At 60.7% G+C, this 13,919-nt stretch carries 13 protein-coding genes; 8 read left to right on the top strand and 5 right to left on the bottom strand.

Annotated features, from left to right (window positions below; all coding sequences use genetic code 11):
- Nucleotides 1-95 precede the first annotated feature (95 nt).
- Nucleotides 96-848 (bottom strand): DUF2059 domain-containing protein, encoded by a 753-nt coding sequence (locus BHC62_RS00795; RefSeq protein WP_029289427.1) that lies wholly within the window; start codon nt 846-848, stop codon nt 96-98.
- 131 nt (nt 849-979) lie between these two features.
- On the opposite strand from BHC62_RS00795, the gene BHC62_RS00790 reads away from it, so the two are divergent.
- Together BHC62_RS00790 and BHC62_RS00785 are read left to right on the top strand one after the other, a co-directional pair.
- Nucleotides 980-1,612 carry a 2OG-Fe(II) oxygenase gene (locus BHC62_RS00790; protein ID WP_070993998.1) on the top strand — a complete coding sequence of 211 codons (633 nt, stop codon included), beginning with the start codon at nt 980-982 and terminating at the stop codon, nt 1,610-1,612.
- 2 nt (nt 1,613-1,614) lie between these two features.
- Nucleotides 1,615-2,103, top strand: a complete 489-nt coding sequence (locus tag BHC62_RS00785) for a DUF523 domain-containing protein (RefSeq protein WP_029289423.1) — start codon at nt 1,615-1,617, stop codon at nt 2,101-2,103.
- Nucleotides 2,104-2,250: 147 nt separating this feature from the next.
- Here the strand turns inward: BHC62_RS00785 and BHC62_RS00780 are convergent, their stop codons facing one another.
- Nucleotides 2,251-2,874: a transporter substrate-binding domain-containing protein gene (locus BHC62_RS00780; protein WP_029289421.1), complete on the bottom strand. Its 624-nt coding sequence runs from the start codon at nt 2,872-2,874 to the stop codon at nt 2,251-2,253.
- A gap of 134 nt (nt 2,875-3,008) precedes the next feature.
- Here BHC62_RS00780 and BHC62_RS00775 point away from each other — a divergent pair, with 134 nt between their 5' ends.
- Nucleotides 3,009-3,446: a DUF4399 domain-containing protein gene (locus BHC62_RS00775; protein ID WP_070993997.1), complete on the top strand. Its 438-nt coding sequence runs from the start codon at nt 3,009-3,011 to the stop codon at nt 3,444-3,446.
- Between the two features lie 63 nt (nt 3,447-3,509).
- Here BHC62_RS00775 and serA read toward each other — a convergent pair whose 3' ends face one another.
- On the bottom strand, nt 3,510-4,739 hold the full coding sequence (gene serA, locus BHC62_RS00770; RefSeq protein ID WP_029289418.1) for a phosphoglycerate dehydrogenase: 1,230 nt from the start codon (nt 4,737-4,739) through the stop codon (nt 3,510-3,512).
- Nucleotides 4,740-4,944: 205 nt separating this feature from the next.
- On the opposite strand from serA, the gene BHC62_RS00765 reads away from it, so the two are divergent.
- The 4 genes from BHC62_RS00765 (at nt 4,945) to BHC62_RS00750 (ending at nt 9,260) form a co-directional block, all read left to right on the top strand.
- Nucleotides 4,945-6,339, top strand: a complete 1,395-nt coding sequence (locus BHC62_RS00765) for an FAD-binding oxidoreductase (protein WP_029289417.1) — start codon at nt 4,945-4,947, stop codon at nt 6,337-6,339.
- A gap of 24 nt (nt 6,340-6,363) precedes the next feature.
- Nucleotides 6,364-7,029 carry a fumarylacetoacetate hydrolase family protein gene (locus BHC62_RS00760; protein WP_029289416.1) on the top strand — a complete coding sequence of 222 codons (666 nt, stop codon included), beginning with the start codon at nt 6,364-6,366 and terminating at the stop codon, nt 7,027-7,029.
- Nucleotides 7,030-7,292: 263 nt separating this feature from the next.
- Complete coding sequence (locus BHC62_RS00755; RefSeq protein ID WP_070993996.1) at nt 7,293-8,219, top strand: SdiA-regulated domain-containing protein; 927 nt, start codon at nt 7,293-7,295, stop codon at nt 8,217-8,219.
- A 120-nt stretch (nt 8,220-8,339) separates the two neighbouring features.
- On the top strand, nt 8,340-9,260 hold the full coding sequence (locus BHC62_RS00750) for an SdiA-regulated domain-containing protein (RefSeq protein WP_070993995.1): 921 nt from the start codon (nt 8,340-8,342) through the stop codon (nt 9,258-9,260).
- A 27-nt stretch (nt 9,261-9,287) separates the two neighbouring features.
- Here the strand turns inward: BHC62_RS00750 and BHC62_RS00745 are convergent, their stop codons facing one another.
- Together BHC62_RS00745 and rpiA are read right to left on the bottom strand one after the other, a co-directional pair.
- A complete protein-coding gene (locus BHC62_RS00745; protein WP_029289409.1) occupies nt 9,288-11,234 on the bottom strand; it encodes an autotransporter domain-containing protein in 1,947 nt (648 codons plus the stop codon).
- A gap of 362 nt (nt 11,235-11,596) precedes the next feature.
- Nucleotides 11,597-12,268, bottom strand: coding sequence for a ribose-5-phosphate isomerase RpiA (rpiA, locus tag BHC62_RS00740; protein WP_029289406.1), 672 nt, complete (start codon nt 12,266-12,268; stop codon nt 11,597-11,599).
- 136 nt (nt 12,269-12,404) lie between these two features.
- Here rpiA and ilvA point away from each other — a divergent pair, with 136 nt between their 5' ends.
- Nucleotides 12,405-13,919 (top strand): threonine ammonia-lyase, biosynthetic, encoded by a 1,515-nt coding sequence (gene ilvA / locus BHC62_RS00735; RefSeq protein WP_029289404.1) that lies wholly within the window; start codon nt 12,405-12,407, stop codon nt 13,917-13,919.

The following is a 13,919-nucleotide window of genomic DNA, read 5'->3' as shown; positions in this document are numbered from 1 at the left end:
CGCGAAGAACTCAAGGACGCCGCGTCTAACCAGGCAGCACGCGTTATCGTTGACGTTCTTCGCGAGCAAGCTCGCTCCTACAGGGGGGAGGGGCGTCAGGGGGCCAGGCTGGAGGTGCTTTGGCCGACCGCCAGGCCGGCGCGGATCGCTGCCAGCGCCGCTTGGTAATACGCCTTGCCTTCCGGCGATTCGGCAAACGTGGCGAACTCTTCCAGCTCCGGGTCTGACAGGTCCCGATACACGTACAGCAAGGTGTTGTTCAGGTCATTGCCGATCTGCTGCATCAACCGCTCGCGCTGGCCGTTGAGCATGCCTTGCGCCTGACCGCCGCCCAACAGGCCGGGGATCATCTGGCTCAGGCTGTCTGCTGCCACGCCGGCAATCGCCAGGCTGACCTCGGCCCCGGCTTCGCGGGCGGGCAACGCCTGGGCCAGGTGGCCGATGATCAGGCTACGGGTGGCGTCGGCCTGGATCTGCGGCAAGCCCTGGGCGTTCTTGGCCAATTGGTCGCGGCGGGTCGCCAGCAACTCGGCGGCGACAATCTTGCGCCCCAGCGGCGACTGGAAAAACGCCAGCGCGGGTTTTGGATCGGCCAGGTTCTGGCGCAACTGGGCTTCGGCGCGCTGATCCATGGCCTTGGGGGCGAAGCGTTTATTGCTGTTGTCCACCAGCGCCTGGTACACCGCCGGCGGCAAGCTGTTGCGGTAGCGCTGCTGGGCGGCACTCAAGGCGTCATTAAAATGCGCACGTTGTTCCGGCCAGCCGGCGACCGCGTACAACTGGTCATGGCTGTCTGCCCAGGCGGGCAACACGCAGAACATCAGCAAGGATAAAAACAAACGACGCATAGGGACTCCTGTCAGTCGGCCACTATTGTCCGTGTCGGGCGTAGGATTTGTCGAGAAGTCCTATCAATCGCCTGACTAAAGTGTATTTAGGCGCTAGGCGGCGCTGTCGGTTTGTCAGGCGTATGGATACTATGCGCGCCATGCAAATATCCCCTGATGACCCGCTGCTGCTACGCATCGTCGACGACCTGGCCGTGAAAGGCTGGTCGCAGCAGAACATCTTCCTGCCAGAGGCTCTGACCCTGGAACTGGCGGCTGAGTGCCATAAACGTGCCGCTGAAGGTGAATTGGCACCGGCCGCTGTCGGACGCGGACCGGCCCAGGAGATTCGCGAGGGGATTCGTGGCGACCATATCCAATGGCTGGAGCCCGGCCAGGCGGCTATCTGCGACCGCTACCTGGTGTTGATGGACAGCCTGCGGCTGGCGATGAACCGGGGGCTGTTCCTGGGGCTGGAAGAGTTTGAATGCCACTTCGCCATGTACCCGCCGGGAGCGTTCTACCTCAAGCACCTTGACCGTTTTCGCGATGATGACCGGCGCATGGTCTCGGCGGTGGTCTACCTGAACCAGGACTGGCTGCCCGAGCACGGCGGCCAGTTGCGCATGTACCTCAAGGATGGCATTGAACACGATGTGGACCCCACCGGCGGTTGCCTGGTGGTGTTCCTGTCGGGGGAAGTGCCCCATGAAGTCCTGCCCGCCCACCGCGAGCGCCTGTCCCTGACGGGCTGGTTTCGCCGGCGGGGCAACGAGCCGTTTTGAGCATGCAAAAGATTCTGGTCAGCCGCTGCCTGCTGGGGCATCGCGTGCGTTATGACGGTGGGGCCAGCGGGCCGTTCGACCAACTGGCCGCCTGGCAGGCCGAAGGGCGGGTGGTTGCGGTGTGCCCAGAGGTCGCTGGCGGCCTGCCTACGCCACGCCCATCCGCCGAGATTCCGGGCGGGCAGGGGATGGATGTGTGGGAAGGCCGCGCCCAAGTGTTGACCGCCGATGGCCAGGACTTCAGCGAAGCCTTCCTGGATGGGGCGCGCCAGGCCCTGGCTCTGGTGCAGCGCCACGGCATCCGTATCGCGGTGCTCAAGGCCAACAGCCCGTCATGCGGCAACCTGCTGACTTATGACGGCACGTTCAGTGGGGTGAAAGTCACGGGCGAAGGGGTGACGGCAGCGTTGCTCAAGCGCCATGGGGTGCAGGTGTTCAGCGAGTTGGAGTTGGCCGAGGCGGCTGCGGCCCTGCTCTCAAACCCCGCCTAAATCCCATGTGAGGGTGGGCTTGTGTGGGAGCGGGCTTGCCCGCGATGGCGCTATATCAGTGACAGATTTTTTGGCTGACCCACCGCAATCGCGGGCAAGCCCGCTCCCACACAAGCCCGCTCCCACACAAACCTGGCCCCACATTGGTTATTTGGCAGGTTTGCTGGTGTCAGCCTCGAACCACTTCTCCGACAGCGCCGTCAGCCGCCCATCGGCCTTGATCCGCTCCAACGCCATGTCCAGGCTCGATTTGAACGCCGGGTTGCCCTTCTGGAAGGGGATGGCCAGGGTCAACGTGGCCTTGGCATCGACACGGCTGCGCAGATCCACGCCCTCGGTGGGCTTGGCGGCAAATTGACTGCTGGTGAGGGTATTCAGGCCGCTCAACAGGGGTTTTTGCTGCTTGTTGGCAAGCATCTGGGCATTGGCATAGCTATACGGTGCGCTGAAATCGAAACGATCGCGCAATTGCGCAGTCACAGCGATGTGGTTGATCGCCACGTCGTACTTGCCGCTTTCCACGCCGGGCAGCAAGTCTGCTTCGTCGGTGGTGATAAAGGAGGCGCGTACGTCCATTTCCCGAGCCAGCAACTCACCCAGTTCCACTTCAAAACCGGTGAGTTTGTCGCCTTCCTTGAAGTTGAAGGGCGGCGTGTCGGCCTCCAGGGCAATGCGCAGTTCCCCACGGTCAAACACGTCGTCAAACAGTTCGGCGTGAGCCAAGGGGCTCAAAAAAGGCAGCACAAGTAACAGGCCAGGCAAAAAACGCATGGTCACTCCTAAAGAATTCGAAGGTGCGAGACGCGGTTCAGGCTCGCTTTGCTATGGTGTCGAGTGCCTTGGACAACGTTTCGTCACTAAGTTGTCATAACCCTACAGATTTCACAGAAAAACTGGAGAAGTTAATGAAAGCCATTTTGTCTCGTGCAACCCTGGCCAGCCTGCTGCTGGGGGCTTCCATGCTGGCGTCAGCCGCCGATGTCCCACGTACACCTGCGCTCAAGGGTGCTGAAGTGTTTATTGTCTCGCCTAAGGATGGCGCTACCGTCGACAAGACCTTCACCGTTGAGTTTGGCATCAAGGGCATGGACCTGGAACCTATCGACAAACAAGTCCCGGGTGCCGGCCATCACCACTTGCTGGTTGATCAGAAGGAGTTGCCCGACCCAAGCCAGCCGATTCCCGCCACCGATACCGTGATCCATTTCGGCAAGGCGCAGACCAAGACTGAACTGACCCTGGCCCCAGGCAAGCACACCCTGCAACTGGTGGCGGGCGATAACGTTCACCGTCAGTTTGAACCTACTGTAGCTTCAAAAGTGATCACCGTTACCGTCAAGTAAGATTTGTTCAGACGAAAAAAAGGGAGCCCTCAGGGCTCCCTTCTTCGTGGTGCGTCTGAAACCTTAGAACAACACGCGGCTACGGATAGTACCGCTGATGTGCTGCAGCTTCTCTTGCGCCAGGTCCGAGTACTCGGCGTCGACGTCGATTACCACGTAGCCAACCTTCTCGTTGGTCTGCAGGAACTGACCGGAGATGTTGATGCCGTTTTCCGCGAAGACCTTGTTGATCTCCATCATCACACCCGGGATGTTCTGGTGGATGTGCAGCAGGCGGTGCTTACCAGGGTGAGCCGGCAGGGCCACTTCCGGGAAGTTGACCGAGGACACCGACGTACCGTTGTCGCTGTACTTGACCAGCTTTTCCGCTACTTCCAGACCGATGTTGGCCTGGGCTTCAGCGGTGGAACCGCCGATGTGCGGGGTCAGGATCACGTTGTCCAGGCCACGCAGCGGGCTTTCGAAAATGTCGTCGTTGGAGCGTGGCTCCACCGGGAACACGTCGATGGCGGCGCCGATCAGGTGCTTGTCCTTGATCGCGTCGGCCAGGGCATCCAGCTCGACCACGGTGCCGCGAGCGGCGTTGATCAGGATCCCGCCCTTCTTGATGGCGCGGATTTCCTTTTCGCCGATCATCCACTGGGTCTCAGCGGTTTCCGGCACGTGCAGGGTCACGATATCGGACATGCCCAGCAGTTCGGTCAGGCTCGACACCTGGGTGGCGTTGCCCAATGGCAGCTTGGTCAGGGTGTCATAGAAGAACACCTGCATGCCCAGGCCTTCGGCCAGTACCGACAATTGCGTGCCGATCGAACCGTAACCGACGATACCCAGCTTCTTGCCGCGGATTTCGAAGGAGTTGGCCGCGCTTTTGATCCAGCCGCCACGGTGGCAGGAAGCGTTCTTCTCAGGGATGCCGCGCAGCAACAGGATGGCCTCGGCCAATACCAGCTCCGCCACGGAACGGGTGTTGGAGTACGGGGCGTTGAACACTGCGATACCGCGCTCGCGCGCTGCATTGAGGTCAACCTGGTTGGTGCCGATGCAGAAGCAGCCGACAGCTACCAGCTTCTTGGCGTGGTCGAAGATCTCTTCGGTCAGCTGGGTGCGGGAGCGAATGCCGATAAAGTGCGCGTCGGCGATCTTTTCCTTGAGCTGGGATTCCGGCAGAGAACTGGTGATGTACTCAATGCTGGTGTACCCGGCGGCCTTTAGGACGTCGACGGCCGATGGGTGGACGCCTTCCAGAAGAAGGAACTTGATCTTGCTCTTATCGAGAGAAGTCTTGCTCATCTGCGTAAACCTGTATCCCGGAGAAAAATGGCAGGGAATCGGATCGCTTAAGCTGACCCGGACGGCAGGAAAGCCGTCACCGCAGAAACGCCCTTGGGCTCTGTCCTGCGGGGGCGGTATGCTAGCATACGCGCCCCGCTAAACACTCATTCCTGCGACGTGAAGCGTTCTCAGGATGACCATGAATTGTTCGAGAGTTCTGTCGATGACCCATCCTGCCCTGATTGATGAGCTAAAGACCCTGGTTGAGCCCGGCAAAGTGCTGACCGATGCAGACTCCCTGGAGGCTTACGGCAAGGATTGGACCAAGCATTTCGCCCCCGCGCCGACCGCTATCGTCTTCCCCAAGACCATTGAGCAGGTACAGGCGATTGTCCGTTGGGCCAATGAACACAAGGTGGCGCTGGTGCCATCCGGTGGGCGTACCGGCTTGTCGGCGGCGGCCGTTGCCGCGAATGGCGAAGTGGTGGTGTCGTTCGACTACATGAACCAGATCCTCGACGTGAACCTCACCGACCGCACCGCCGTGTGCCAGCCGGGCGTGGTCACCAAGCAATTGCAGAACGTCGCCGAAGAAAACGGCCTGTATTACCCGGTGGACTTCGCTTCGTCCGGTTCCAGCCAGATTGGCGGCAATATCGGCACCAATGCCGGCGGGATCAAGGTCATTCGCTACGGCATGACCCGCAATTGGGTGGCCGGCATGAAGGTCGTCACCGGCAAGGGTGATGTACTGGAGCTCAACCGCGACCTGATCAAGAACGCCACCGGCTACGACATGCGCCAGCTGTTTATCGGTGCTGAAGGCACCCTGGGCTTTGTGGTGGAAGCCACCATGCGCCTGGACCGTGCGCCGAAAAACCTCACCGCCATGGTGCTTGGCACCACTGACTTCGACTCGATCATGCCGGTGTTGCATGCGTTCCAGAGCAAGCTGGATCTGACGGCCTTTGAGTTTTTCTCCGACAAGGCCCTGGCCAAAGTCCTCGGCCGTGGCGATGTGCCGGCGCCGTTCGAGACCGATTGCCCGTTCTATGCCCTGCTGGAATTTGAAGCCACCACCGAAGAAGTCGCCAACCACGCCCTGGAAACCTTTGAGCACTGTGTCGAGCAGGGCTGGGTGCTGGATGGCGTGATGAGCCAGAGCGAAACCCAGCTGCACAACCTGTGGAAGCTGCGCGAGTACATCTCCGAGACCATCTCCCACTGGACGCCATACAAGAACGACATTTCGGTCACTGTGTCGAAAGTGCCGGCGTTCTTGAAGGAAATAGACGCGATCGTCGGCGAACACTACCCCGACTTCGAAATCGTCTGGTTCGGCCACATTGGCGATGGCAACCTGCACTTGAACATCCTCAAGCCGGAAAACCTGTCCAAGGACGAGTTCTTCGCCAAGTGCGCCACCGTCAACAAGTGGGTGTTTGAAACCGTCGAGAAGTACAACGGTTCGATCTCCGCCGAACATGGCGTGGGCATGACCAAGCGTGACTACCTGACCTACAGCCGCTCCCCGGTTGAAATCGAATATATGAAGGCAGTGAAGGCCGTGTTTGACCCGAACGGGATCATGAACCCGGGCAAGATCTTCGCTGTTTAACCATCACGAAAGAGGAAGCGGTCCATGAGCTATCAGCACAAGTACGTCGACGGCACCAATATCCACTTTCCGCTGGGCAAAGTGGTCTGCATCGGGCGTAACTACGCCGAACACGCCAAGGAATTGGATAACCCGGTGCCGACCGAGCCCCTGCTGTTTATCAAGCCGGGCAGTTGCGTGGTGCCATTGGAAGGCGGTTTTGCCATTCCAGCCGACCGTGGGTCGGTGCACTACGAAGCGGAAATTGCGGTGCTGATCGGCAAGCCCTTGTCGAAAACCCCGAGCCGTGAAGAAGTGCTGGACGCCATCTCCGGCTTCGCCCCGGCCCTGGACCTGACCCTGCGCGACAAGCAGTCCGAGCTCAAGGCCAAGGGCCTGCCGTGGGAAATTGCCAAGTCCTTCGACGGTGCGGCGGTCATTGCGCCGTTCGTGGTGGGCAGCACCTTCCCGGACCTGACCGATATCGGCATTCGCCTGACCATCAATGGCCAGGTGCGCCAGGACGGCAACAGTGCGCAGATGCTCAACCCGATCGTGCCGATGATCCAGCACATGGCCGGCTGCTTCTCGCTGCAGGCCGGTGATGTGATCCTGACCGGTACGCCTGTGGGCGTGGGCCCGCTGGAAGTGGGTGATGAACTGGTGCTGGAATTGCCCGGCGTGAGCCGCTTCGAAAGCTCCGTACGCTAACCCCATCCCTCTGTAGGTGCCGGCTTGTGTGGGAGCTGGCTTGCCTGCGATAGCATCACCGCGGTGTGCCTGATACACCACGGTGCTTGCATCGCGGGCAAGCCCGGCTCCCACACAAGCTCGTACACAGATTATTTGTGCGTACTGCGCAAATCGGCGCTTTGCATTTTTTTCACACGCCATCTGGATAATCCTCGGCCATATGGCACGCAGGCGGTCTAAGCCTGGGCTATCACCTACAGCCGATTATCTGGAATGCCTCCATGGCCGTACCTCTCCCTTCTGTGAAACCCGCTCCGCGCCCGCGCCTGAATATGCGTTGGTACTCCTGGCTGTTGCTGGTCGGGGCCGTCATGTATGGGATTTCCTGGTTGATGCACTGGGACGACCGGGGCGCGTTATGGGTGTTGGAGCGGTTTGAAAGCCCCATGGAGCGTCGGGAGAGTGTCTGGCTTCCGGATTACCAGACGGTGATTGACGCCAAGCCCTTGCCCGGCATGGAAAAGGACGAAGCGTCGGATCTGGCCTACGACCCCAGGACCAAGACCCTGTACGCGGTCATGGGCCGCAACCCGTTCCTGGTGGAGCTGAGCCTGCAGGGCGATGTGTTGCGCAAGATCCCCCTGGTGGGCTGGAGCAACCCGGAAGGCGTGACGGTCATGGAAAACGGCGTGCTGGCCATCGTCGATGAGCGCAGGCACAACATGACGCTGGTCAAGGTCGATGCCGACACGCGCCAACTGGCCTTCGCTGACTTCCCCAGCTACGACCTGGGACCCTCCGAAAACCAGAACAAGGCATTCGAGGCCATCACCTGGGACAAGCGCAATCAACAACTGGTGTTGGGTATCGAACGGCCAGCGCAGTTGTTCACCTGGCACAGCGACGGCGGCCAGGTCCTGGCTGGCAACAAGCAGAAACTGCCCAGCTCCGAGTTGGATATTCGCAACCTCTCGGCCCTGAGCGTCGATCCGCGTACCGGCCACCTGTTGGTACTGTCCGCCGACTCCCATTTGTTGCTGGAGCTGGACGAAGAAGGCAAGCAAGTCAGCTTCATGACGGTGCTTGGCGGCTTCAATGGCCTGAAAAACACCATCCCCCGCGCCGAAGGCGTGACCATGGATGAAAACGGCACGCTGTACATGGTCAGCGAGCCCAATCTGTTCTACCGCTTCGAAAAGCAGAAATAGCCGACTGATACGTCGGATTCTTCTCTATGAGCGGCATTCCCCAGACACTGAGCTGCGTTTAAGTTTAAATTCAGATGGCTGTGATATTCATTTGCCAGTTTTGACTTTGAGCCAGCCCCCATGCGCCGATTTGCCCGCCCCAAACCCGCCCTGTTTATCCTGTTGTTGATCGCCCTGGTTGCTGTGGGCGTGGTCGCCCAGCAGTTTCGTTTATTCGAGCGTGCCTGGTTCAACTGGCAGGCTTGGCGCCAGCCGGTGGACGAACGATCCATTGGCCTGGCGGATTATCACGTGGTGCTGGAAGCCCAGGTGATTGACGGCCTGGACGATGACGTCTCGGCATTGACCTTCGATCCGGTGCGCAAGAGCCTGTTTACCGTGACCAACCAAAACGCCGAACTGGTCGAACTGTCCCTGGATGGCAAGATCCTGCGGCGTATCAACCTGGTGGGCTTTGGCGATGCCGAAGCGGTGGAGTTCATCAGCGAGAACACCTATGTGGTCAGCGATGAACGTCAGCAGCGCTTGATCAAGATACATCTGGAGGACGACACGCAGTTCCTCGACGCGGCCGATGCCGAGCAGATGACCCTGGGTGTGCACCTCAAGGGCAATAAAGGGTTTGAAGGGCTGGCCTATGACTCGGTGGGCAAGCGCCTGTTTGTCGCCAAGGAGCGGGACCCGATGTTGATCTACGAAGTGCATGGGTTTCCCCATTTCAAACCCGAAAAGACCTACTCGGTCCATGTCGTCAACAACCCACGGCGCGATGCCGGGCTGTTTGTGCGCGACCTGTCCAGCTTGCAATACGATGAGCGCAGCGGCCACTTGCTGGCGCTGTCCGATGAGTCGTACCTGGTGTTGGAATTGGATATCGACGGTCGCCCCTTGAGCAGTCTGTCATTGCTCAAGGGGCGCCATGGCCTGAAGAAGCGCGTGCCCCAGGCCGAGGGCATCGCCATGGATGACGATGGCACACTGTATTTGGTCAGTGAGCCGAACTTGTTCTACGTGTTCAAGAAAAAAGCCGACCCACTGTAGGCGCCAGCAAGCTCGCTCCTGCAAGGATTAGAACATCCACTGTACGCCCAGGGAGTAGCCGGTCTGGCTGCCTTCGGCATGGCCCAGGCGCCCGTTCACTTCGGCGTACACCCCAAGCTGCGGGGTGATCGCCAATTGGCTGCCGACCTGTGCGCGGCCAAAACTCTTGTCTACTGAACCCAGGCGCGCAGTGCGCACCTGGCCATCAGCTCGTGCAGTCAGGTCCAGGTCGTCCAGGCGGCCGTCGGCCAGTTCCTTGACCCAGGCGATATCGCCGTAGGGCATCAGGCTCAGGCCGTAAGGCAGGGCCACAGCACCACGCACGCGCCAACCGAGGCTGGCTTCCAGGGAATCGAAAGACTGCTCTTCATATTCAAGGGCCGTGCGCAGGTTCTGCTTCTCGTGGAACTTGTCGATACGCGAGTGGCTGTAATCCAGGCCGGCAAACGGTCCGGTCTTGATCGCACCCAGGTCGAAGTCATAGCCGCCGAGCACCCGGGCACCCAGGGACAAGGCATCTGTCTCGCCAGTCAGTTGCTGGTCAAGCAACACGGGGCCGCCATTGGCCTGGATCACCAGGTTACGTTTTGAGTCAAAGCTGCTGTGGCCCACGCTCAGGTCGCCGGCCAGCCAGGTCGGGCCGCCATCGTTCAACAAGGCATAGACTGCGGCTTGCCAGGTGTCGCTTTCCAGCTTGCCACGGTGCTCGAGTTTGTCGCGACCGTTGAGGTAGCTGAGGCTGGCACCGATGTTCAAGCTGCTGCTCACTTGATAGTCGCCCAGGGCATGCAGGCCCAGGCGTCGCGCTTCGGGGTTGGGAGCGGTGTCGAAGCCACTGTCCGGGTTGTACTCGCCGTCCACGCCGATCTCGCCATCGAAGGTGCCCACTTCACGGCTGGCCGATTGCAACGTCAGCCAGCGGCGATCGTGCAAACGCACCATGGCCTGGTGCTGGCGCTGCAGGTTGTCCTGCATATTGCGCGCAACCGCGCCGCCCGAGGTGGTGGAGGCCATCAAGTCGGCATTGGTCAGCTCCAGCACCAGGCGGCTGAGCAGGCGCGAATAATCGCGCAGGCGCTGGTCGATGCGTTCCTGGCCGAAAGCATTGGTCAGGACGCTCTTGTTGTCTTCGTTGGGGTCGTGCCAGGTCGAGCCGCCGGGGATCGCTGGGTTGTCGGTCTGGGTGTAGCCGTCCAGGTCGCCCAGTTCCCAGTTGGTGGCTTCGATATACAGGATCGGGATATTCAGCGCCTCGAAGGCTTCGCCATCACTGCAGCAACCGGTGCCGGCGGGGTATTGCGCGTCCAGGCCGGGGTTGGTGAACAGGTTGATGTTCAATTCCTTGGCGATCTGGAACGTGTGTTCGCGCAACGATGCCAGGGCCGGGTTGGCGGTGCTGTTCTGGCCGGCGTGGGCGTACATCATGTCGCCGGTGATCAGGCTGTCGAGGTTGATCATGGCCAGCATATTGGCGCGCTGGCTGGCGCTCAGCGAATCGACAAATGCCCGGGAGCCGCGCAGGCCTTCCTCTTCGGCGCCGAAGCCGACGATCTGCAAGCCGTTTTCCAGTTGCAGGCCGCCAAGGTTCTTCGCCACTTCGGTCAGCACACTGGCGCCGGAGCCGTTGTCGTCCAGGCCTTGCAGGGTCGGGCGGCCAAAATAGGTATCGAAGTGCGCGCCAATCACCACGTATTGCGGTTTGGTGCCGGCGGCATAGGCCACCACGTTTTGCGAAGCGCGGCTGCCGCTATTCCAAGTGAAGTCCTGGCGGCTGATGTTATAGGCGCTGCCCATCTGGCTCTGCATCCAGTCGGCGGCGCCGGCGAAGTTGGCCGTGCCTCGGTAGCGGCCGGGGTAGTCGGTGATCAGCTTTTCCAGGGTGGTATTGGCGTGCTCGCCGTAATCGTAGGCATTGGATTGAGTCGACAGCAGGGCACAGGCAACGCTGACAGCGAGGGCTAGGGGCTTGATCACAAGGTCTTCCTTGAAGAGGTTGAGGGAGTTGCTCGGCGGGACCGATTGCACAATGCGCGCCTCATTCCGTGGGGCGGTCGCGAATTGGCGCGTTGTTGGAAGTGGGGGTCGCCTGGCTATAAGTTGTAACGGATTTGATACCAGATGCGGCAGGGGATGCCGTGACTTGGCGCACAAATTGGGGCGGGCGGGGGAGAGGCTGCTGCGAAAAGTAGCGTTTTTGTTACATGTCCATCGAACGGAGCGCGGTCAAAAATGTGGGAGCGGGCTTGCTCGCGAATGCGGTGTGTCAGCCAGCAAGTTCGGTGACTGGCACGCCGCATTCGCGAGCAAGCCCGCTCCCACAGGGGTTCTGCGTGTACTTAGGCCTTGAGGGTTTTCACGCCTTCACTGGTACCCAGCAGCAGCACATCCGCAGGGCGCGCGGCGAACAACCCGTTGGTGACCACGCCGACGATCGCATTGATCTGGGTCTCCAGCTCCACCGGGTTGGTGATCTGCATGTTGAACACATCGAGGATGATGTTGCCGTTGTCGGTCAGCACGCCTTCGCGGTACACCGGGTCGCCGCCCAGTTTTACCAGCTCGCGGGCCACGTGGCTGCGGGCCATGGGGATCACTTCGACTGGCAGCGGGAAGTTGCCCAGCACCGGCACCAGTTTGCTGGCGTCGGCGATGCAGATAAAGGTCTTGGCCACGGCCGCGACGATTTTCTCGCGGGTCAGGGCAGCGCCGCCGCCCTTGATCAGGTTCAGGTGTTCGTCGCTTTCATCGGCGCCGTCGATGTAGAACTCCAGGTCGCTCACGGTATTGAGCTCGTACACCGGAATGCCATGGCCCTTGAGGCGCGCGGCGGTGGCTTCGGAACTGGCCACGGCGCCGTCGAACGCGCCCTTGTGCAGGGCCAGCGCGTCGATAAAGCAATTGGCGGTGGAGCCGGTGCCAACACCGACGATGCTTTTATCGTCGAGTTTAGGAAGGATTAAATCGACGGCGGCCTGGGCCACTGCCTGTTTGAGTTGATCCTGGGTCATGCGGGCTCCGGAACGGGCGGGGAGTAAAGAGGGGCGCGAGTATAACCCAACAAAACCTCTGGATTCGTGTGGTCGTCCGGCCAAAAGGCGGGTTAGACTCCTCGGCCCTGCCCAACCCGCCCAGTGATGCTTTCCGATGCTCGAACAGTACGTCAAAAAGATCCTCACCTCGCGCGTTTACGACGTTGCCGTGGAAACCCCGTTGCAGACCGCCCGCCAGCTCTCCGAGCGCCTGGGCAACAAGGTCTGGCTCAAGCGCGAAGATTTGCAGCCGGTGTTTTCCTTCAAGATTCGCGGTGCCTACAACAAGCTGACCCAACTGACCGCTGAAGAACGCGCGCGTGGCGTGGTCACCGCCTCGGCCGGCAACCATGCCCAGGGCCTGGCCCTGGCGGCCAAGGTGCTGGGGGTCAAGGCCACGATCGTGATGCCTAAGACCACCCCGGAAATCAAGGTTGAAGGCGTGCGTTCCCGTGGCGGCAAAGTGGTGCTGCATGGCGACTCCTTCCCGGAAGCGCTGGCGTATTCGCTGAAGTTGGTCGACGAAAAAGGCTACGTCTACATTCACCCCTACGATGATCCGCACACCATTGCCGGGCAGGGCACCGTGGCGATGGAGATCCTGCGCCAGCACCCAGGGCCGCTGGATGCGATTTTCGTCCCGGTCGGCGGTGGAGGCCTGATTGCCGGCATCGCCGCGTACGTGAAGTACCTGCGCCCGGAGATCAAGATCATCGGCGTCGAGCCGGACGACTCCAACTGCCTGCAAGCCGCCATGGCCGCGGGCGAACGTGTGGTGCTGCCAGCCGTGGGGATCTTTGCCGATGGCGTGGCGGTGGCGCAGATCGGCCAGCACACGTTCGATATCTGCAAAGACTATGTCGACGAAGTGATCACCGTCAGCACCGATGAAATCTGCGCGGCAATCAAGGATATCTACGACGACACCCGCTCCATCACCGAGCCAGCAGGGGCCTTGGGCGTGGCCGGGATCAAGAAGTACGTGGAGACCCGTGGCGTCAGCGGCCAGACCTTTGTTGCCATTGATTCCGGGGCCAACGTCAACTTCGACCGCCTGCGCCATGTGGCCGAGCGCGCCGAGTTGGGCGAAGGCCGTGAAGCGATCATCGCCGTGACCATCCCCGAGCGCCCAGGCAGCTTCAAGGCCTTCTGCGAGGCCGTGGGCAAGCGCCAGATCACCGAATTCAACTACCGCTACCACTCTGGCAGTGAGGCGCACATTTTTGTCGGGGTGCAGACCCACCCGGAAAACGACCCGCGCAGCGCACTGATTGCGAGCCTGACCGAGCAGGGTTTCCCGGTGCTGGACCTGACCGAGAACGAGCTGGCCAAGCTGCATATCCGCCATATGGTCGGTGGGCATGCGGCGCATGTCAGCAATGAAGTGGTGTTCCGTTTCGAATTCCCGGAACGTCCGGGAGCCTTGTTCAACTTTCTTAACAAATTGGGCGGTCGCTGGAACATCTCGATGTTCCACTATCGCAACCACGGCGCGGCTGACGGTCGGGTGGTCGCTGGGCTGCAAGTGCCAGCCAACGAGCGGCACCTGGTGCCGGCAGCGCTGGAAGCCATTGGTTACCCGTATTGGGATGAAAGTGACAACCCGGCCTATCAACTGTTCCTCGGTTGA

Source organism: Pseudomonas sp. 06C 126, assembly GCF_001855215.1.
Classification (GTDB): Bacteria; Pseudomonadota; Gammaproteobacteria; order Pseudomonadales; family Pseudomonadaceae; genus Aquipseudomonas; species Aquipseudomonas proteolytica.
Note: the sequence above shows the minus strand (reverse complement) of the source record. Positions and strands in the feature narration are given on the sequence as shown.